Source organism: Chryseobacterium sp. 2987 (genome assembly GCF_031456375.1).
GTDB classification, from domain to species: domain Bacteria; phylum Bacteroidota; class Bacteroidia; order Flavobacteriales; family Weeksellaceae; genus Chryseobacterium; species Chryseobacterium vaccae.
This window is the reverse complement of record NZ_JAVDUN010000002.1, coordinates 73914-95021: the sequence shown is the minus strand read 5'-3', so window position 1 is coordinate 95021 and position 21108 is coordinate 73914. Positions and strand designations below refer to the sequence as shown.

Annotated in this window: 18 protein-coding genes; 11 read left to right on the top strand and 7 right to left on the bottom strand. The window is 37.3% G+C overall.

Annotated features, from left to right (window positions below; all coding sequences use genetic code 11):
• Positions 1-31: 31 nt before the first annotated feature.
• From dapF to pnuC, 3 genes are all read right to left on the bottom strand, one after another.
• On the bottom strand, positions 32-799 hold the full coding sequence (gene dapF, locus J2Y40_RS05510) for a diaminopimelate epimerase (protein ID WP_309997648.1): 768 nt from the start codon (positions 797-799) through the stop codon (positions 32-34).
• A 93-nt stretch (positions 800-892) separates the two neighbouring features.
• Complete coding sequence (locus tag J2Y40_RS05505; RefSeq protein WP_309997646.1) at positions 893-1582, bottom strand: hypothetical protein; 690 nt, start codon at positions 1580-1582, stop codon at positions 893-895.
• Positions 1579-2256: a nicotinamide riboside transporter PnuC gene (gene pnuC, locus J2Y40_RS05500; RefSeq protein ID WP_153391312.1), complete on the bottom strand. Its 678-nt coding sequence runs from the start codon at positions 2254-2256 to the stop codon at positions 1579-1581. Before pnuC ends, J2Y40_RS05505 begins: the two co-directional genes overlap by 4 nt.
• Positions 2257-2420: 164 nt before the next feature.
• On the opposite strand from pnuC, the gene J2Y40_RS05495 reads away from it, so the two are divergent.
• From J2Y40_RS05495 to J2Y40_RS05480, 4 genes are all read left to right on the top strand, one after another.
• The gene (locus J2Y40_RS05495; protein ID WP_153391314.1) at positions 2421-3938 is read left to right on the top strand and encodes an amino acid permease; all 1518 of its coding nucleotides are present in this window, start codon (positions 2421-2423) and stop codon (positions 3936-3938) included.
• A 42-nt stretch (positions 3939-3980) separates the two neighbouring features.
• A complete protein-coding gene (locus tag J2Y40_RS05490; RefSeq protein WP_309997643.1) occupies positions 3981-4994 on the top strand; it encodes a glycosyl hydrolase in 1014 nt (337 codons plus the stop codon).
• Positions 4995-5266: 272 nt separating this feature from the next.
• Positions 5267-6625, top strand: a complete 1359-nt coding sequence (gene hemN / locus J2Y40_RS05485) for an oxygen-independent coproporphyrinogen III oxidase (protein ID WP_153391317.1) — start codon at positions 5267-5269, stop codon at positions 6623-6625.
• A gap of 5 nt (positions 6626-6630) precedes the next feature.
• Positions 6631-7839 (top strand): hypothetical protein, encoded by a 1209-nt coding sequence (locus J2Y40_RS05480; RefSeq protein WP_153391319.1) that lies wholly within the window; start codon positions 6631-6633, stop codon positions 7837-7839.
• A 139-nt stretch (positions 7840-7978) separates the two neighbouring features.
• Here the strand turns inward: J2Y40_RS05480 and J2Y40_RS05475 are convergent, their stop codons facing one another.
• A complete protein-coding gene (locus J2Y40_RS05475) occupies positions 7979-9349 on the bottom strand; it encodes a PQQ-dependent sugar dehydrogenase (RefSeq protein ID WP_309997641.1) in 1371 nt (456 codons plus the stop codon).
• Between the two features lie 218 nt (positions 9350-9567).
• Between J2Y40_RS05475 and secD the strand changes: the two genes are divergently transcribed.
• Both secD and J2Y40_RS05465 read left to right on the top strand, forming a co-directional pair.
• Positions 9568-12462: a protein translocase subunit SecD gene (gene secD / locus J2Y40_RS05470; RefSeq protein WP_153391323.1), complete on the top strand. Its 2895-nt coding sequence runs from the start codon at positions 9568-9570 to the stop codon at positions 12460-12462.
• A 281-nt stretch (positions 12463-12743) separates the two neighbouring features.
• On the top strand, positions 12744-13970 hold the full coding sequence (locus tag J2Y40_RS05465; protein WP_153391324.1) for a TCR/Tet family MFS transporter: 1227 nt from the start codon (positions 12744-12746) through the stop codon (positions 13968-13970).
• Positions 13971-14102: 132 nt separating this feature from the next.
• Here J2Y40_RS05465 and J2Y40_RS05460 read toward each other — a convergent pair whose 3' ends face one another.
• A complete protein-coding gene (locus tag J2Y40_RS05460) occupies positions 14103-15047 on the bottom strand; it encodes a hypothetical protein (RefSeq protein WP_153391326.1) in 945 nt (314 codons plus the stop codon).
• A 345-nt stretch (positions 15048-15392) separates the two neighbouring features.
• On the opposite strand from J2Y40_RS05460, the gene J2Y40_RS05455 reads away from it, so the two are divergent.
• The 4 genes from J2Y40_RS05455 (at position 15393) to J2Y40_RS05440 (ending at position 17658) form a co-directional block, all read left to right on the top strand.
• Entirely contained in the window at positions 15393-15734 is a 342-nt protein-coding gene (locus tag J2Y40_RS05455; RefSeq protein WP_153391328.1) for a twin-arginine translocase TatA/TatE family subunit, read from the top strand.
• 3 nt (positions 15735-15737) lie between these two features.
• Positions 15738-16304, top strand: a complete 567-nt coding sequence (locus J2Y40_RS05450) for a phosphatase PAP2 family protein (protein ID WP_309997637.1) — start codon at positions 15738-15740, stop codon at positions 16302-16304.
• Positions 16301-17113 (top strand): tetratricopeptide repeat protein, encoded by an 813-nt coding sequence (locus tag J2Y40_RS05445; RefSeq protein WP_309997635.1) that lies wholly within the window; start codon positions 16301-16303, stop codon positions 17111-17113. Before J2Y40_RS05450 ends, J2Y40_RS05445 begins: the two co-directional genes overlap by 4 nt.
• Before the next feature lie 92 nt (positions 17114-17205).
• Entirely contained in the window at positions 17206-17658 is a 453-nt protein-coding gene (locus tag J2Y40_RS05440) for a tRNA (cytidine(34)-2'-O)-methyltransferase (RefSeq protein ID WP_153391334.1), read from the top strand.
• A 37-nt stretch (positions 17659-17695) separates the two neighbouring features.
• Here J2Y40_RS05440 and J2Y40_RS05435 read toward each other — a convergent pair whose 3' ends face one another.
• On the bottom strand, positions 17696-18169 hold the full coding sequence (locus J2Y40_RS05435) for a 23S rRNA (pseudouridine(1915)-N(3))-methyltransferase RlmH (protein ID WP_153391336.1): 474 nt from the start codon (positions 18167-18169) through the stop codon (positions 17696-17698).
• 748 nt (positions 18170-18917) lie between these two features.
• On the opposite strand from J2Y40_RS05435, the gene J2Y40_RS05430 reads away from it, so the two are divergent.
• Complete coding sequence (locus J2Y40_RS05430) at positions 18918-19931, top strand: YihY/virulence factor BrkB family protein (protein ID WP_153391338.1); 1014 nt, start codon at positions 18918-18920, stop codon at positions 19929-19931.
• Here J2Y40_RS05430 and nhaA read toward each other — a convergent pair.
• The gene (gene nhaA, locus J2Y40_RS05425; RefSeq protein WP_153391340.1) at positions 19928-21106 is read right to left on the bottom strand and encodes a Na+/H+ antiporter NhaA; all 1179 of its coding nucleotides are present in this window, start codon (positions 21104-21106) and stop codon (positions 19928-19930) included. The genes J2Y40_RS05430 and nhaA overlap by 4 nt on opposite strands.
• Positions 21107-21108 lie beyond the last annotated feature (2 nt).

The window sequence follows — 21108 nt, the reverse complement described above, 5'->3', positions numbered from 1 at the left end:
TTATAAAATGTTGATTAAAAGTTTTTTGTTTTTAAATAAGATCTACTTTACCTCTAAAAACCTGCTTTGCGGGACCTTCCAGCCAGATATTTTGGAAAGAACTTCCATTTTTCTCAGCATGTACCTTAAGATTTCCACCCAAAGTTTTAACTTTTACAGAGATTAGATTGTTTTTCTGCAGAAAAGTTAAAGCCGAAGCCGTAACTCCTGTTCCGCAGCTGTAAGTTTCATCCTCAACGCCTCGTTCATAGGTTCTTACGAAGATTTCATCATCCGTAATTTTTTCTACAAAATTCACATTGATCCCTTTTTCTTTATAATTTTCTGAATTCCGGATACCATTTCCTTCTGCAAAAACATTGTAATTAACCAAATCCTCTACATATTTTACATAGTGAGGAGATCCTGTATTCATTACCGTATCTTCACCATCATTGGAAACTGTGTTTACATCAATCATTTTTAATTTAATGATGCCGTTGTGGATTTCAGCTTCATGTTCACCATCTATTGCAATGAACTTGCATTTATCTTCGAAAATGTCAAGAAAAAAAGCAAAGGCAACCAGGCATCTTCCGCCGTTTCCACACATCGTACTTTCACCGCCGTCCGAATTATAATAAACCATCTTGAAATCATACTGATCATCATTTTCAAGGAGAATAAGTCCGTCTGCGCCAATTCCGAAACGTCGGTCACATAACTTTTCAATGATATCTTTATTTTTAGGGAATTGCAGATCACGGTTGTCTATCATCACAAAATCATTTCCGGTTCCTTGGTATTTATAAAATTCCATATTCTTTTTAATCTAAATTTAACGAGCAAAATTAATATATTTTAAACGAAAAACGGACAGTGAAAACTGCCCGTTGTGTTATTTATAATCGTTTTATCTAAATCCGCCCGACTGTCTGGTAGTACCTGTGCTTGGTGGAGTTGTATTCTGAGAACCTGAACTGTTTCTGAAACCGCCACTGGAATCATTTCTGAACCCTCCATTCTGGTTTTGATTTTGGTTTTGATTCTGATTATTATACTGTTGCGTATTTCTGAATCCTCCGGTATTTCTGGTTCCCTGGTTGTTCTGGGAATTGTTATTATTCTGTGTACCTGAAGAGTTTCTGAATCCCCCGGTATTTCTGGTTCCCTGATTGTTCTGGTAATTATTGTTATTCTGATTACCTGAAGAATTTCTGAACCCTCCGGTGTTACTGTTTCTGATGCCGTTGTTATTACCGCTTCCGGTTGGCTCACCTCTAAACCCGTTATTCGGTCTTTGTGAAGTTACCGCGCCATTATTTCTTCTTTCCACATATACTTTTCTTCTGCTGTTGTTGTAATTGTAGTAATAATAAGGAGCTCCGTTATCATAATAATAGTTGATGTCGTTTCTGTAATAATAGCCGTCATTACCATAATAACCACCATTGCCGTAATATCCGGATGGAGCATAATAATATCCGTTGTTATAATAAGGGTCTCCATATCCGTTATTGGCATACCCGTCAGAATAGGCCAGACATGATGATAAACCAACAATAATGGTAAGACTTAGTGCTATTTTAAATAAATTTTTCATGACTTTAATTGTACTTTTTCTTTTAAATTTTTTTTCCAGTTAAGGTATCCTAAGATAGCCATTATTGTAAATACCAAATATTGAACCGAAGTGATACCAAGCTCCTTAAAAATCATCATAGGGATGCAAATAAAATCTCCGATGATCCAGAAAAACCAGTTTTCAATGCGCTGTTTAGCCATAAACCACATTCCCACCAAAAATATAGAAGTTGTGATTACATCCAGCCAGTTGGCCCAGTCAAGATGATATAATCCCAGGCTGGTTCCTTCCATAGAAAAATGATTGTCAATATAAGGTTTGTAATAATAAACAAGAGTTACCAATGCCAGGCTGACGACAAAAAGAATTCCTGCAAACATTCTTTCCTTTTGTGTTGCCCAGGAAACTTCCACGTGAACGTGATCTTCGGAGTTTTTAGACCATAAAATCCAGCCGTAAATACTCATGGCGGTATAATAGACATTAATCATACAGTCTCCCAGCAATCCGAAGTTAAAAAGAATATATACGTAAATCAGTGTAGAAATAATACCGGTAGGGTATACCCAGATGTTTTTTTTGATGGAGAAATAGACGCTCAGAATACCGAAAACGGTTCCTGAAGCTTCCAGTATGATTTGTAAAGTATCATAATTTTCATAGGGCTTTACAAAGAGATCATATAAATTCATGCGGTCAAAAATAAACAAAAATTAACACTTCCTGAAATAATTTAAATAAAGTGCTAATCAGTTTTTTAAGCGGTTTTTTATAAAATAAATCATTAAAGTTTATCAATAAACGTTAAGGTTTGTAAAATTTTTATATTTTCGTAAATCCTTAATAAATAAAAAACATGTCTAAAATTTGGGTTAAGAAGCCGCTAAGTGCCTATGAGGCAGATATGCAGAAAAGTGAGCTGAAGAAAGTCCTTGGAAAATGGAGTTTAACAGCAATTGGAGTAGGTGCCATCATCGGCGGTGGAATTTTTGTTCTTACCGGAACCGGAGCTTATTACCACGCAGGGCCGGCATTGGCTATTTCTTTTATTATAGCAGGTATAGCCTGTGTTTTCGCCGCATTATGTTATGCAGAATTTGCGTCTATTATTCCTGTTGAAGGTTCTGCCTATGCGTATGCGTATGGAACGGTAGGAGAAATTTTTGCCTGGGCTATGGGATGGTGTCTCATCCTGGAATATGCCATGGCAAGTATGGCGGTCTCCGTGAGCTGGTCAGGATATTTCACCAAATTTTTGAAAATATTCGGGATACATTTACCCGCTTATCTTACTTCTGATCCTGCCAGTTATACAGGAGACGGGTTTTCAATGAATCTTCCTGCATTCATTCTTGTTTTACTGATTACCGCGTTACTGGTAAAAGGGACAAAAGAAGCAGCAGGAGCCAATAATCTGATTGTATTATTGAAAACAGCAGCTGTTATTTTCGTAATCATTGCCGGAGTTTATATCATCTTTTCAAACACAGATCTTTATACTGCAGCTGATGGAGTGAAGAACTGGAAGCCATTTATTCCCGATCAGATAAAAATCAAAAACTCTGAAGGAGATATGGTCTCAGCCTATGGTATTCAGGGAATTATTTCCGGAGCAGCGGCTATCTTTTTTGCGTATATTGGCTTTGATGCCGTTTCTACACAGGCAGGAGAGGCGATTAATCCTAAAAAAGATGTTCCTTTCGCTATTATCACTTCATTATTAATCTGTACAGCTTTATATATCTGTGTATCTCTTGTATTAACAGGAATGATGCATTATACAGACTTTAACCCTGAAGGAAAGTTTCCGGATGCGATTAAAGCACCAGTGGCTTACGCTTTTGAAATAGCAGGAAAACACTGGGCAAGTAATATCGTAACCATTGCAGCTACCGTAGGACTGATTTCTGTAGTAATGGTAATGATGATGGGACAGTCCAGAATCTTCATTGGAATGGCAAAAGACGGATTGATTCCTAGATTCTTTGGAGAGCTTCACCCAAAAACAAAAACTCCTTACAAAGGAATCATTCTATTAGGAACTATAGTGGCGCTTATTGCAGCATTTACTCCAATTTCTACATTGGCTGATATGACAAGCTTTGGAACCCTGTTTGCGTTTACATTGGTTTGTATCGCTGTTTGGGTAATGAGAAAGAAAGAACCTAATTTAATCAGACCTTTTAAAGTACCGGCTTATCAGATCGTAGTGATTTTAGGAGTGGTTATTAACTTATTTCTGATTTCGCGTCTAAGTGCTCATGCATTGGAGCTTTCCGCCGCATGGCTGTTGTTAGGAGGGTTGATTTATTTCCTTTATGGAAAATCAAACAGTAAACTTAACAATCCTGAAAAGTATAAAAACATCGATTAATTATTCACATAAACCGCTTCGGCGGTTTTTTTATTTATGCTTATGAAAAAGATTTTTTCCATTGTATTATCGTGTTGGGGAATATGTTCATTTGCCCAGCAGATTGAAAGTTTTAAAACAATTTTTGAAGACAAAATCAGTATAAGAGCACTTGAACTGTATGATCACAAAATCTGGTACAGCGGAACGGATTCAAAATTCGGGTATATAGATCTCAGGGATCATAAAAATCAGAAGCAGATTAAGCTTTCTGATAAAAACCTTCAGTTCAGAACACTGGCACAGGACAAAGATTCGTTTTATGCAATCAATATTGTAAGCCCGGCTTACTTCTTTAAAATTGATAAAAAAGATCTTAAATCACAGATTATCTTTACGGATACCACAAAAACGGCATTCTATGATGCTTTACATTTTGTAAATCCTCAACTGGCTTTTACTTTCAGTGATTCAGATCCGGATAATATGCTGAAACTTGCTGAATACAGAAACGGAAAGTGGAGCATGTTCAAAAATAATGTGAAACTGAACGCTGGAGAAGCTGCCTTTGCTGCCAGTAACACCAATATCGCTTCATCCAAAAATTTCCTATGGATTGCAACAGGAGGGAAGGCTTCAAGGATTTTAAGAATAAATCTGAAAAATCAGAATGCAGAAGTTTTTGAAACCCCTTTTGTACAGGGAGAATCTGCACAGGGAATGTATTCAATCGATTTTTTTGAAGATCAGTTTGGAGTTGCTGTAGGAGGAGATTATACCAAGCAGACTGAAAATGTTAATAATATAGCGACAAGCCATGATGCCGGAAAAACCTGGAAGATTCAGGCTTCGGGGAAGAATGCAGGATATACGACCTGTGTGAAAATTAAGCCCGGATCAAAAGGAAAAGAAATCATCTCTGTTGGAGACCAGCATATCAGTTATTCATCAGACTTCGGGAAAACATGGAAGAAGATTTCCGATGAAAAAGGACTGTTTGTATGCAGCTGGGTAGATGATAATTCCATCATATTTGCCGGGAATGGCAGGATTATGCTGATGAAGTTGAAATTTTAAGCAGGGATTTAACCTGAATTCACGATGATTCTTTCTAAAGAAATTATAAATAGTAATCATAGAAAATAACTTCCTCTTTTCAGAATGATTAACCGGTTTGGTGGAATGTTTGTTATTAGCCTGCCAGAAGGGTTTTATGAGAGTATTTAGATTCATTATAAAATAGAACCTAATATAATTCATAGGTTAAAATTCATCAGTAATGGTTAATTTTGCAGGATGGAATCTGATGAAGCTGAATTTCATCTTCCAATAAAATTTTAATTTTCAAGATGAACTCTTTAATAGATAAATATAATATTCCCGGACCTCGTTACACTTCTTACCCTACCGTTCCGTATTGGGATGAAACGACATTTTCACCTGAAAAATGGAAAGAAAGTGTCATCAGGTCTTTTCATGAGAGCAATGCAGAGGAGGGAATTTCTATTTATATCCATTTACCTTTTTGTGAGGCATTATGTACCTTCTGTGCCTGCCACAAACGTATTACCAAACAGCATAGCGTTGAAACACCCTATCTGGAAAGTGTTTTAAAAGAGTGGAAACTGTATCTTGATCTTTTTAAAGAAAGGCCAAAACTAAAAGAATTGCACCTGGGTGGGGGGACACCTACATTTTTTTCTCCTGCGAATCTGAAAATATTGCTTGAAGGAATTTTTGAAACCGTAGATATTGCCGAACATCCTGAGTTTTCTTTTGAAGGACATCCGAATAATACAACCAGAGAACATCTTCAGACCTTATATGATCTCGGATTTAGGAGGGTAAGCTTCGGGGTACAGGATTATGATCCTAAAGTACAGAAAGCGATTAATAGAATCCAGCCTTTCGAAAACGTGAAAAATGTTACGGAATGGGCTAAAGAGATCGGTTACAGAGGAATCAGCCATGATCTTGTTTTCGGACTTCCCCATCAGACCTGGGAGGCTATGGAGCATACGATCCGAAAAACAATGGAACTGAAGCCGGACCGATTGGCTTTTTATTCTTATGCTCACGTTCCATGGGTGAAAGGAGTAGGGCAGAGAGGTTTTGATGAAAATGACCTTCCAAGTGGAGAAGAAAAACGCCGTCTGTATGAAGATGGTAAAAAACTTCTTCAGGATCTGGGCTATATTGAAGTGGGAATGGACCATTTCTCCCTTGAACATGATGACCTGTACCAGTCACTGATCCATAAAAAACTTCACCGGAATTTTATGGGCTATACCTCAAGCAATACCCAGCTGATGGTAGGATTAGGAATGTCTGCCATCTCCGATTCATGGTATGCATTTGCTCAGAATGTAAAAACGGTGGAAGAATATCAGAAAACCGTGGAAGAAGGTGAAATTCCTGTGGTAAAAGGCCATATCCTTAATGAAGAAGATCTTACGGTAAGAAGACATATCCTTAACCTGATGTGCCAGCTTGAAACTTCTTTTAATGTCGGAAACTCTTTCCCGGAATTGGATAATGCCCTGGAAATGCTGAAGGAAATGGAGAATGATGAATTGGTGGAAATCAGTAACAATCAGATAAAAATTACAGAAAAAGGAAGAGCTTTTACAAGAAATGTAGCGATGGTTTTCGATCTTAGAATGATGCGAAATAAGCCGGAGACCAGAATTTTCTCTATGACCATCTAAAATTAATGAGCAGAAATCAGAAGTTTCTTATTGTTTTTTTATATCTGTTTGCGTTGTCTTTCAGTTTTTTTAAGACGGTAAGACTTCCGAATAAATGGGCAATAGCACACTGGCTGATGGATTACCGTTTCGGATTCATCAAGAGAGGTCTGATAGGAGAGCTGTTTGGTTTCTTTTTCGAGAAGAATGAATTCAACATTCTGATTATCTCATCCGTGATATTGTTCTTGTTATATGCCTCACTATTGAGTATTGCGGTCAGAAATACCTGGAAAAATTATAGTATTGAGAAAGTTCTTTTCTATGTGATATTCTTTTTATCACAGTATATGATACTTTCGGCGCATCTTATCGGTTATTTTGATCACCTTATTTTTCTGATGACCTTACTATCAGTGTATTTGATTGGTCATAAAAAGATGATCCTGGCTTCATTGATTACAGTATTCTGTATTGTTGCCCATGAAGTTTCTTTTGTTCTGATGGTCCCGGTCTGTCTTTTTGCATTGCTGGTGAATGAAGTTCAGGATAACAAACTGACGTTCAATTCAGGTCTGTTAAAAAAGATCGGACTTTATTTACTGCTACCTGTTGCTGCAACCGTTTCAGTGTCTCTTTATCAGGAACTGTACGGGCAGGATAACCGTCAGCTTATCTTTAACTATCTGAAGAATACAGAATTAATTAAAAAAGGGGTTGCTAATTCTGTGGCAGCTGCTTATACCGAAGGTTTTGGAAGTTATCTGAAAAGTGAAGCTCCCTATTTTCTGAAGAGGGTTTTTCTTTCCATAGGAACCGTCAAATATGGAGTGCCTTTGCTTTTTATGGCGTATATGGTGTATAAGAAGTTCAGCAGAATAAACATTTATATCCTTTTACTCCTTGCCGTGGTATCGGTATCACCGTTAGTTTTGCATTCAATTGCCTGGGATACATTCAGGATATGGAGCTTTCCGTTTATTATCCTTTTTACAGGCTTCTGGATTTTATGTGGAAAATTTCAACCGGTACATGAGCATGGCAATAAATTATCTTTATTTGAAATTGTCTTTTTCTTAATCTCAATAGCTCTGGTATCCATGTTTCCCAATTTTCTTTTTGAAAATGAAACGGAAAGGTTTTCAACTCCTGTGAGAATCCTGATACTTATTCCTATTTTTTCAATGGTGTGGTATCTGTATAAAAAAGCCCCGGAAAAATATAACCGGGACTGAAATTTTACAGCTTTAAAAAATAATCAGGTAGGGGATTTTTATCTGTTGATTATGGAATTCCTGAATAATAATGCAGGAATTTATATTTCAGACTTCTTGGAACTTCCATTTCCCAGCCTCCATCTTCCCACCTAATCAATCATTCAACAATAAGTTTCTGGCTGTAAGATTTGATATCTCCGGATTTTAAGATCAGATAATAAGCCCCTGAGGGAACCCCTGTGATGTTAATACTGCCGTCGTTTTCAATTTTGGCATTCTCCAGAACTATTCTTCCTTCGGTGCTGATGAGATCTGCTGAACGTCTTTTTTCGTTGAAACCATCAACGAAAACTTTTTCAGAAGCAGGATTGGGATAAATTTTTACAGGGTTGTAATTATCAGTTTCTTCAATGGCTAAAGTTCCTGTTGTGATTTTAAAGATTTTTCCGCTGGTAACGGCCGCTACATAAAGTTCTTTCTGAAAATCCTGTCCGAAGGTGGAAAAATTATTCCCAGAACTTGCTGCGGTCCACACAATGGAGTTGTCAGTGCTCATGATACCAATCTGAGTAGAGCAGTAGTCTGCAAAGAAATATTTTCCCTGAAGTGAAGGATACTGGCTTCCTCTGTAAACATAGCCTCCGGTAATGGAACACCTTCCTCCCGAGTGATTATAAACAGCAACAGGAAAGGTCATCGTTGCCATTCCCGGACAGCCAGCTGTATTATAAGCATTATTGCCCTCGTAGCATCGCCAGCCGTAGTTCACACCTGCCTGTGTGATCGGAACCCTGTTGATTTCTTCTATAGCGCCTTGGCCTACATCGGCAATCATTACATTTCCGGAAGTGAGGTCAAAAGACCATTTCCATGCATTTCTGAGACCGTATGCCCAGATTTCATCAGCCCCGTCTACACCAGCTCCGGCAAATGGATTTCCTGCAGGAATATTATAAGGGCCGGTAGAATTCACATCAATTCTCAACATTTTTCCTAAGAGAGAGTTTTTATTTTGGGAATTGTTGTTGGGATCTCCGCCGCTTCCTCCATCTCCGGTAACAATCCAGAGATTTCCGTCAGGGGCAAAATGAATGCTCCCGCCATTATGATTGTCGAAAGGTTTGGGAATGTTCAGAAGGATCTTTTCAGAAGCGGGATCGGCAACATCAGGGTTGGTAGGGTTTACGGAATATCGGGCGACAATTATATTTCCAGCGGTATTGTTATAATAGACAAAAAAATATCCGTTTGATGAATATTGTGGATGAAAAGCAAGCCCCAGAAGACCTCTTTCCCCGCTAAAGTTAACCTTGGTGCTGATATTAAGGAAATCTGCTGTATTAGCGCTGCCGTTTGACTGAAGGATCTTAATAATTCCATTCTGTTGTACAACGAAGAGACGGCTGTCTCCGGCGTTGGTAATTTCCACGGGACTGGTAAGCCCAGATGCAAATTCTTCCAAATTAATACTTTGAGAATTAATAATTAAAGAAGAAAAAATACCCATCGTAAAAAGTAGTTTTTTCATAATATTTTGATATTTAGTGTATTGATATAGGAATGAAAATTTTATACCAATTAAAATTTGAAAATTTCATGATGATACGGTGAAAAAATTGTTAAATCTTAAATAGAAATTAAAACACCGATATATCTGAAAATAAACCATTTCTGTTGTTAAAAAATTCATAAAATATCAATAAAATCATTATATTTGCCGACTTAATTTAACGTAGTTATAACAAAATGCAAGGAAAAGGACTTATTACAATTGTTGCTATTGTGCTAGGGCTGATATGCTTAAACGAGCTGTTGCCAACCTGGTACGCCAGCAAAATTGAATCGCAGATTGAAGCTGCGAATGGGAACGAGAAAGAGATCAAACGGATCAAGGAAGATACTCTTAATCTCGGTTATACAAAGCTTTACTATTCAAAAGCAAAGGACAAAGAAATGAAACTTGGTCTTGACCTTAAAGGGGGGATCAACGTTCTATTGGAGATCAACCAGAGAGACCTGGTGAATGATCTTACCAATTATTCTACCAATCCTGTTCTTATTGAAGCTTTGAACAAAACTGACGAGGTTCAGAAAAATTCTACAAAACCTTACATCGACAATTTCTTCGAACAGTTTGAGGTGATCAACAAGGCAAAAGGAACTAACCTTAAACTTGCTGATCCTGAACTTTTTGGAAACACCAATCTGTCTGAGATCAAATACAATACTTCTGATGATCAGGTAAAAAGCATCATTAAAAGAAGAGTTGATCTTTCTGTAGGTACAGCTTTCGAGGTAATCAGAACAAGGATTGATAAGCTTGGTGCTATCCAGCCTAACGTTCAGAGAGTACCTGGTACAGCCAGAATCTCAGTAGAAATGCCGGGTATGAAAGACATCGACAAAGTAAAGAAGATGCTTCAGACTTCAGCAAAACTTCAGTTCTGGGAAGTACAGCAGGTTGCTGAAATCGCTCCTTATTTCCAGAATTTAACAGCTATGGTGAGTGCAAAAGGAGATTCTATGGGAGTTAAAAAGAATGTTAACTTCATGAACCTTCTGCAGCTTGACAAATTAAGAAGCAATGGGGTAGCTAACGTAAAACTATCTGATACAGCTGTTGTAAACAAAATATTAAACAGCAAAGTAGCTCAGTCTTTACGTCCGGCTAACATTAAATATACACAGTTCATATGGGGTTACAAACCTGAAGCTACAAGTCCTGATGATTTGGTATTGTATGCTATCAGAAGTAACATCAATCAAAAAGCTCCGGTAGACGGTGCGGTAGAGACTGCCAGCATCAGTTATGACGAACTTGGAAGAGTAGTGGTAGACATGCAGATGGATTCCAAAGGAGCTAAAGAATGGAAAACTTTAACAGAGAAAAACGTAGGGAAGCCTGTAGCGGTAACTCTTGATAACAGAGTATATACAGCTCCGAATGTTGTAGGGGCTATTCCAAACGGAAGAACTCAGATCTCTGGTAACTTCTCTCAGGAAGAAGCTAAAGAATTGGTAGACGTTTTAGGAGCAGGTAAATTACCGGCTGGTGCAAAAGTGGTTCAAGCTACGCAGGTAGGTCCGTCTTTAGGACAGGAATCTATTAATGCAGGGATGATCTCATTTGCTATTGCATTCCTTATCATTATCGTTTATATCATTTTCTATTACGGTGGTGCCGGAGTATATGCGGTGATTGCAATGATCATCAACTTATTCTATATCTTCGGAATTATGGATTCCGGTGACTTTACGCTTACCCTTCCTGGTATTGCAGGTATCGTTCTTACGATGGCCATGGCGGTAGATACCAACGTAATTATCTATGAAAGAACTAAAGAAGAACTATTTGCAGGAAAGAGCATCTTAGAAGCCTATAAAGATGGTTTCAAACACGCTTTAAATGCGATTATTGATGGTCACACGACTACATTATTGACTGCCGTTGTGTTATTCTTCTTCGGAACAGGACCTATCAAAGGTTTTGCATTAACATTGATGATTGGTATTGTAATGACATTGTTCACATCAGTACTTCTTTCCAGAGTAATGATCTTCAGCAGACTGGATAAAGGAAAAGGTCTTTCTGTTTGGACTGCTCCTACAAAGAACCTGTTCAGAAATACCTGGATCGATTTCATTGGAAAAAGAAAATACGCTTATATTATCTCTGCTGTTTTAACGGTTATTTGTGTTGTTTCAATTGTAACTCACGGATTTAAATTCGGTATCGATTTCACTGGTGGTAGAAACTATGTAGTGAAGTTTGATAAAACAGTTAACGCTAATGATATTGAAGAAAACCTGGTAAAAATCTTCAAAACTGAGGACGGAAAAAATTCTTCCGTAGAAGCTAAAACTTTCGGAAATGATAAGCAGTTAAAGATCTCTACAGATTACCTTATCGAAGATGAATCTTTAAAAGCTGACCAGATTGTTGAACAAAAATTATATGAAGGACTGAAATCAAACCTTCCTGCTGGAATTACCCTGACAGATTTCAAATCTGCAGATAAAGATCATGCCGGAATTATTTCTTCTGAAAAAGTAGGACCTACAGTAGCAGACGATATCAAAACACACGGTATCCTTGCAGTTGTAGCTGCTCTAGCCGGAATCTTCATCTACATTCTTGTACGATTTAGAAAATGGCAGTTCTCTCTTGGGGCGGTGGCAGCATTGTTCCACGATGCGGTAATTATTCTGGGTGCTTACTCGCTTCTTCACAAATATATGCCGTTTAACATGGAGATCAACCAGGATTTCATTGCAGCAATCCTTACCGTATTAGGGTACTCAATTAACGATACCGTGATCATCTTTGACAGAATCAGGGAATATTTAAGAGAGAAGAAATCTTTAACATTGGCAGGATTATTTGATGACTCTATCTCGAGTACGTTAGGTAGAACATTTAACACCTCATTTACAACCATCCTTGTGATCTTGGCGATCTTCATCTTCGGTGGTGATAACCTGAGAGGATTTATGTTCGCAATGCTTATCGGTATCGGATTTGGTACATATTCATCCATCTTCATTGCATCTGCAATCGCTTATGATTTCCTTAAGACAGGAAAAGAAGAAGATGTACATGGAAAGTCAACATCCAACAAAGAAGTACTTGCTTCAAAGTAATATAGACTACAATAAATAAGTAAAGGCCGTTTCGAAAGAAGCGGCCTTTTTTATGGTTGAAAAGTAAACATCAGAAGTGTTAATATCAGATTTTGAATAATATCAGTTCAGGATTTTAAAGCGGTTTTAATTATATGGCATTGTTACCAAGTACAACTGAAAGTAACTTCCAGCTTCTTTCTTCCAGCTTCAAGCCAATTACTCAGGCTGAATATTAAATTTTCAGTTATACAACTAATTTAGAACCATTATTTTTCATGTTTTGATTAATTTTGCAAATTATGGAAAATTCAAAGAAAAAAGCGGCCATTGGCTTTATATTTATAACCTTACTGATTGATATTACAGGATGGGGAATTATTATTCCTGTAGTTCCAAAGCTGATTGAGGAGCTTATTCATGCCAATATCAGTGAAGCTGCAAAATATAGTGGCTGGCTTGGTTTTGCCTATGCTTTTACCCAGTTTGTATTTTCCCCAATTGTGGGTAACCTTAGTGATAAATACGGGCGAAGACCTGTTATTCTGATCTCACTTTTCGGATTTGCTGTAGATTATATTTTCCTGGCACTTGCTCCAACCATCTGGTGGCTGTTTGTGGGACGTGTCATCGCAGGAATTACGGGAGCCAGTATTACCACGGCCAGTGCTTATATTGCAGATGTTTCTACTGATGAGGACAGGGCTAAGAATTTTGGACTGATTGGAGCTGCCTTTGGACTGGGGTTTATTATAGGGCCTGTATTGGGAGGCTTTTTAGGACATTACGGAGCGAGGGTTCCTTTTTATGCAGCAGCAGTTCTCTGCCTTCTGAACTTCCTGTACGGATACTTTATCCTACCTGAAAGTTTGGATAAAGACAAAAGACGAGAATTCGACTGGAAAAGAGCTAATCCAATAGGTTCATTTAAATTTTTAAGAAAACACCCGGAAATTTCAGGATTGATTGTAGCGCTTATTTTAATTTATATCGCAGGGCATGCCGTACAGAGCAACTGGAATTTCTTTACCATGTTCCAGTTCAAATGGGATACCAGAATGGTAGGAATTTCATTAGGAGTAGTAGGCCTTCTGGTTGGTTTGGTTCAGGGGCTTCTTATACGATGGACAACGCCAAGGCTGGGAGAACAGAAAAGTATTTATTACGGGTTGATACTCTACGCTATAGGAATGTTTTTATTTGCCTTTGCCACTCAGGGCTGGATGATGTTTGTGATTCTTGTCCCTTACTGTTTGGGAGGAATTTGCGGGCCCGCACTTCAATCGATGATTTCAAAAAGTGTCTCTTCCCACGAACAAGGGGAACTTCAGGGAGCTTTAACAAGTCTGATGAGTGCAACATCTATTATAGGACCTGTCCTAATGACCAGTCTCTTCCATTATTTTACAAGAGATGATGCACAGATTAAATTCGCGGGAGCACCGTTTCTGTTGGCTTTTGTTTTAATGGCAATAAGTGTGGTTATTACGTATTATGCTTTTAAGAAAAAACCAAAGATTAAGCTGTAAAACGGAGCTGGTTAAAGAGTGTAAATAAAAGATTTTTTAATATAGTGATCTTATTAAAATCCTGATATAAAAACGGGGAAGTTCAATTGAGCATCCCCGTCTTTAATGAAAATATAATAATGAATTGATAAACTATGGATAAAGTGATTTTGTTCCGTTATGAACTAAGTTGCTTCCCAATCCTGAGAATGATACCGAAAAATTACTGGCATTAAAACTTAAAGAACCTGTAGGAGTACATAGTCCAAGAGCAAATCTGCACTGCCCGTATGTCCCAGTTCTTTTTGTTACTTTACTTTCGCTTTTTGCTTTTCCTAAGCTGATATAGCCCCAGTCTGTCACATCAACATTAGAAACAGTTGAGCCGGAATAATAAATGGTGATCTGGTATCCTGTTTCTCCTCTTTTAGAGCCCCAAAGCCAGCTTGCCGTCCACCATTCTTTATACCATTTGGACGCTACTTTCGCCTGATTATCTGATGGGGAAATTTCTGTAGTTCCCCTTTTATCCATGATGATAAGGCCGGCAAATACATTGTCCCAGATGATGCCGGATTCGTTATAAAAGCATAATGAATTGAATGTTTCGCCTTTATAATTCCAGGAAACTTCAATAACTTCAGTTCCTATTTTAATCTGTTCTGCTGCTGTTTCCTTTAATCCTTTCTGAGCTTCAGTCAGATTGTCCCCGGAATACAGACTTCCAATTTTTCCTATCTTCATGGTCTCGGGATAAAGAATATTTCCTTCAGCAGTAAACTGATCCTTATCTGAAATTAAATTCTGAGAAATTTCGAGACCTTTTTGTGTTGAGAGTTTTCCTAAAACAGTTGTTCCGGTGATCTGAAGATCATTGTTTAAGTATTTTTCAAGGCTTTTCTTCGAATCATTCAATTGTACCTGAACATTTTCAGAAATGGTTTGAGATCCCGTACTCATTTCTTTTTTCAGATCTGCTGTGGTTACTTTTACAGCCGGATTTTCCTGTACTATTTCGCTGCTTTCGTTCTGACAGCCTGTAAGGACCATTACCAATACTATGGTAAAAACCCTGAAGGGAATAAGTAGTTTTTTCATAAATTATATATTTGATTTTGTGTGTAATAAAGATAATGAAAAAACTATTTAATTCTCTACATTTTGAATTAATTTTCATTAATATAACTTTAGTTCAGGATAAGAATTTCTAAGATAATTTTGAAGCTGGGAGATGGAAGAAGGAAGTTATGAAAGTCATCAATAATAAGTGTTGATCTGTTTTTATATTTTTAAGATAATGAAATTACATAACGACTGTTGATACTAATAACTTAAACCAACTTCCAGTTTCCTTTTTACATCTTCCAGCTTTTCAAATCTTAAAATTTTTTTAAAATTATGGTTTACCGTAAATAAGTGTATAAACTTTCGTAATTTTACAGCATGGAATTAAGCATTGGAGAAATGGCATTGATCGCGGTGGCGATTGTTGTATTATTCGGCCCGGATAAACTTCCTCAGATAGCACGTGACTTGGGAGCAGGTGTAAGAAAAATGCGTGGTGCAGTGGAAGACATCAAAACTGAGATCATGAAAGAAACAGATAATCCTGTTTCTGAGATTAAGCGTGAAATTGAGAAGGTAAAAGACGCTGCCAAAGATTTCAATCCCATGAAAGATATTGAAAAGGATATTCTTACAGAACCGTCTTCTACATCTAATAATGAACCTCCAAAACCAAAGCCTGCCGATGATGAAACCTACGAAGGGCCGGTAAGCAGATAATGTATGGAGGAGATCATTCAGGAAGATAAAAAGGTTTTCTTATTCCTTAACAATTTGGGAGATCCTTCTTTTGATCAGCTTTGGATGCTGATTTCAAGTACCTGGATCTGGGTACCGCTCTACATTATATTTCTTTATTTTTTATATAAAAACTACAAGCTAAAATCTTTAGTTTTTGTTCTGATATTCATCGCATTGGGCGCTATTGTTTCTGATCAGCTTGCCAGTGTTTTCAAATATGGGGTAGCAAGACTTAGGCCGTGTCATGATCCTTCTCTGGAACATTATATGAGGATTGTGAAATGCGGAGGACAGTACGGGTTTTACTCAGCCCATGCTTCCAATACCTTCTTTTTGGCATCTTATTTAAGTATTTTATTAAAAAAGAAACTCAATTGGTTTCCATATGCTATATTTGTATGGGCTATAGTAGTTTCCTACAGCCGGATTTATTTAGGAGTGCATTTCCCGATAGATATTTTGGTGGGGGCGTTTGTTGGATCTTTATTGGGAGTGATATTTGGTGCACTCGCCAAAAAAGTGATTAACAAACAAACGATATCCGAATGAAAAAATCTTTATTACTTGCTGCACTGATGTGCACCTCATTCTATCTTTACGGACAGGATAAAAAAACAGCTGAGGAATGTTTTAAAAAAGCAGATTATAAATGTGCTGAAGAACAATATTCCAAACTTGCAGAAAAAGAACAGATCCAGAAATTTCAGTCTGAATACTACAACAATCTGGGAACAGCGCAGAGAAGACAGGGGAAAATAACAGCTGCTTTCAGGTCTTATGAATCTGCATTGAAAGCCAATCCGATGTCTGGATCTGTATATGCCAACCTCGCTTCACTGCACAGCCAGAAAGGCAGTAAAGCCAAAGCATTGGAATATATTGCTACAGGACTTAAAATAGAGCCTGAAAATCCTGAGTTTTATCTCACCCGTTCCAAAATCTATGACAGTCAGGGTAAAAAAGATCTTGCACTTAATGATCTTAAACAGATTTTAACCTTTGCTCCTGATAATATTTTTGCAAAAACAGGACTGGCCAATCTTAAAAAAAACAATGGTGATTTTGAAGGTGCTTTGAAAGATTACAACCAGTTGATCTCCGAGAAACCTGAATCCCTTTTGTATAATGGCAGGGCAGATACTTATTTCAAGATGAAAAAGTATAAAGAAAGTCTGGCAGATGCTAATAAAGCCATTTCTATAGATCCGAAATTTGCCCAGTCTTATGTAAGCAAAGCACTTGTCTTATTTGATACTTCAAAACCTAAAGAGGCTTGTGATAATCTGGATAAAGCAGTCAGCCTAGGATATGAAAAAGCTGTTTTGGCAGAGTATTATACTAAATGCGCAAAGAAATAAAGATCATATCCAAACTATTATTAATAACCCTTAAATAGAAGAGACTTTTTAGCCGCTAAAGCTAAATAGAGCAGTCAATAAAAAAAGATTAAATGTTAAATATTGTTCTTGTAGAACCGGAAATTCCTAATAATACAGGGAATATCGGAAGATTATGTGTAGGTACTGAAAGCAGATTACATTTAATTCATCCTTTTGGATTTGTGATTAATGATAAAAACCTGAAGCGCTCCGGCTTGGATTACTGGGTTCATCTTGATGTAACTGAGTATTCAGATATTGAAGAATGGGTAAAAAATGTTCCGGACCTTTCACGGGTTTTCCTCATGAGTTCACACGCAGAAAAATCTTATCTTGAAAATGACTTTCAGGATGGTGACTGGCTGGTTTTTGGAAAGGAAAGCGTTGGGCTAAGCAAAGAAATTCTGGACCGTTTTGACAATCACTTAACGATCCCGATGTCAAAATTAATCAGAAGTTTTAATATTGCCAATTCTGTTGCTTTTGTAGTGGGAGAAGCAAAAAGACAGATTAATTTGAAATGATACTGAGCTTTAACAAATACAATTAAAAAGGATCATTTTAGTCATTGTGATAAGGTTTTCCCTGCAGAATCTGATCTGCACGGTAAATCTGCTCTACAATAAAAAGCCGGATCATCTGATGGGTAAAGGTCATTTTAGACAAAGACATCTTTTCATTAGCTCTGTTGTACATTTCGTCTGAAAAGCCATAGGCACCTCCAATAAGAATATGTACTTTTTTAACGGAAGAATTCATCCAGGTATCAATTTTCTGGGCGAATTCACGGCTCGTAAATTGTTTTCCCTTTTCATCAAGCATAATAACCAGATCGGTCTTATCAATATGATTGAGAAAAAGTTTAGTTTCTTCTTTTTTCAGAAGATCGGGAGACAGGTTTTTGGCATTTTTAACATCAGGAATCTCAGTAATCTCGAAATTCCAGTGTTTGGGAAGGCGGGTAAGATAATAGCTGATCAGAGAAGTGATTTCTTTATCGTCTGTTTTTCCGATACAAAGTAAGCCGATTCGCATATAAAAGGTTTCAAAATGCAAAGATACCATTTTTTAAAACTGAAAAAAAGACGGCTTCTTTTAATCGCGAAAACTCTCCCGGTTCTAAGAATCTTTTAATTTTTGAATCTTTAAATAATCTGAATTTTAAATATAAAAGGTTGAAAGATGGAAGAAGGAGGCTGGAAGTTACTTTTAGTTATAGATACTGTGAAACCCCTGTAAAATCAAATTAGCTAAAAAAGATGGTAATCTATTATTGATGACCTTCATAACCGCCCTCTTCCAGCTCCCAGCTTCTCAGCTCTATAAATCAAAAATTCTTATCCTGAACTGAGGTTAAATGGCATTCACACAATATATTCTCCTTTAGAATCGTTTGAGTGTATCTATTCTTAAAAATAAATACAGATTGGTCAATCCCAACCGGGAATAAAGGACGGAGAAAATGTTTATATTTGTGGGAAGACTTATTGAAAATCTTTAAAATAATATCCGCTTATTCTGTTGAAACCCGGATTTTTATTGATTAAGTCTGTTTTAACTTAACCACAAAGGCACAAAAGCTATTTGCACGGATATTAGATATGATAAAAGTTCTCAAGAGAATAAAAATCAAAGATTTTTAAAGGCTTATGTGAACTTCTATACGCAAAGGTATTTAAACTTAAAAATCACTAAAGTGTTTAAAATAAAACTTTTGTGACTTTTATGGTTTAATAAAAAAGTTTAAACAGCTTTATTGTAAAGTGAACCTTAAAACAAATAGATGAGTATAAAAGTTCCAAGATTTGTCCTGAAGATTCAGGAATTTTTTGACAATATACATATTCCTGTTCTGGGAATATCGTTGTGGCAGATGTTCCAGATTTATATTTCGGGGATTTTTAAAGGAAAGATCGGAAGAAAAGCCGCTGCGATTTCCTGGAGTTTTACCATCAGTTTATTTCCGTTTATTCTCTTCCTACTGTCTGTATTACCCTATATGCCGCATTATGACAAGCTGCAGTTCTATATTTTTGAAGTACTCATGCATAATGTGTTTCCATCCAATATGGAAGGAGATATACGCGGATATATTGAGAAAAATATTATTCCGAATATGAAAGGAATCAGCAACCTTACCATTGTGCTGGCTCTGCTCTTTGCAACGAACGGAACTTTTTCCCTCATCAACGGGTTCAATGAAAATACAGAGGAAAAACTCAGTGATGTAAAAGAATTTATTCTTTCGTTTTTTATCACGATCGGCTTTATTGTTATTGTATTTCTGGCTCTTTTCGGGGTGTATTATGCGGAAGTCGTTATAAAACCTTTCACTCCTGCTTATGATATCTCGTGGCTGGTGAATAACCTTACCAAAATTATAGGATTTGTTTCTTTTCCGCTGTTTTACTTTATCCTGTTGACCTTGTTTTACTGGCTGGGAACAGTTAAAATTGCAAGATTCAGGCAGGCTGTTCCCGGAGCTATTTTAACCACCGTTTTGTTTGTCCTGACCACTTATATCTTTGCCATCTATGTAAAAGATATTGCCCGGTATAACGTACTTTACGGCTCCATCGGAAGTATGATTCTGCTAATGGTCTGGGTAAATGTCAACGTGTATCTGCTTCTGTTCGGGAATGAATTGAATATGGCCCTCAGAAGATTGAGAATAGAAAAACTGCTCTCCGATGAAATTCAGAAAGAAGCTGTTCATTATCATGCTGCTGTTACTGAACCCAACCTGGAAAGTGACGAGGAACACCGCAGAAAACTGGAAGAGAAGAAAGAATATTAATCTTCTATGGCTTCCGGATCTTTTTTAGAACTCATGCTCAGAATCACAAAGCCGGTTACAGCTGCTAAGAAAGATGCAATCAAAATGGCGAATTTGGCTTCATCCTGAATCGCAATATCGTCTTTAAAGGAAAGAAGGGCAATGAAAATCGACATGGTAAATCCAATTCCTGCCAGCAAACCTACTCCAATCATTTGTAACCAGTTACTGTTTTGTGGCAGTGAACTCAGTTTTAATTTGATGGCGATAAGGGAAAAGAGGTTAATTCCAAGTAATTTTCCTAATACGAGTCCACAAATGATTCCCAGACCTAATGTACTTGTAACTCCTTCCACCATTTCTTTTGAGAAAGCAATATTGGTATTGGTTAAAGCAAAGATTGGCATAATCAGGAAGCTTACCGGAAAATGAAGTTTATGCTCAAGTTTTTCCAATGGTGATATTTCTACATTCGAGGCGTTTGTTGGAATAGAAAACGCCAGCAGAACACCCGCTATCGTCGCATGAATTCCTGAATGATGAAGGAAATACCACAGAAAAAGCCCCGGGATGATATAAAAAACAAGACGGGTAACTTTCAGGAAATTAAGAACAAACAGAAGGGCTGCCGTTCCGAAAGATAATAAAAGGTAGGTCCAGTGAATCTGTTCTGTATAAAATATAGCAATCACCAGAATAGCCCCTAAATCATCTACAATGGCTAATGCTGCCAGAAATATTTTAATAGAGTTCGGGATCTTTTTCCCCAACATGGAAATAATGGCCAGAGAGAAAGCAATATCTGTTGCCATAGGGATTCCCCAGCCGCTGCCATATTCTGTTCCGCTGTTGAAAAGACTGTAGATCACTGCAGGAACCAGCATTCCGCCCACCGCTGCAAAAATAGGAAGCGACGCATTTTTAAAGGAGGAAAGTTCACCTTCTACCAGTTCTCTCTTAATTTCAAGCCCTACCAGAAGGAAAAAGACAGCCATAAGTCCGTCATTGATCCAGATGCTGACAGGGTAGGTCAGATGGAAAAGGTGAGTGCCGACTTCCTTATCCAGGAAATGCTGAAAGGCTTCTCCTGCAGATGAATTGGCAATAAGTAGTGAAATGAGCACACAGAAAATAAGGATGATTCCTGATGACTGGTTGCTGCTGAAAAATTTTTTAAAATAGAGAGTTAAATTCATGT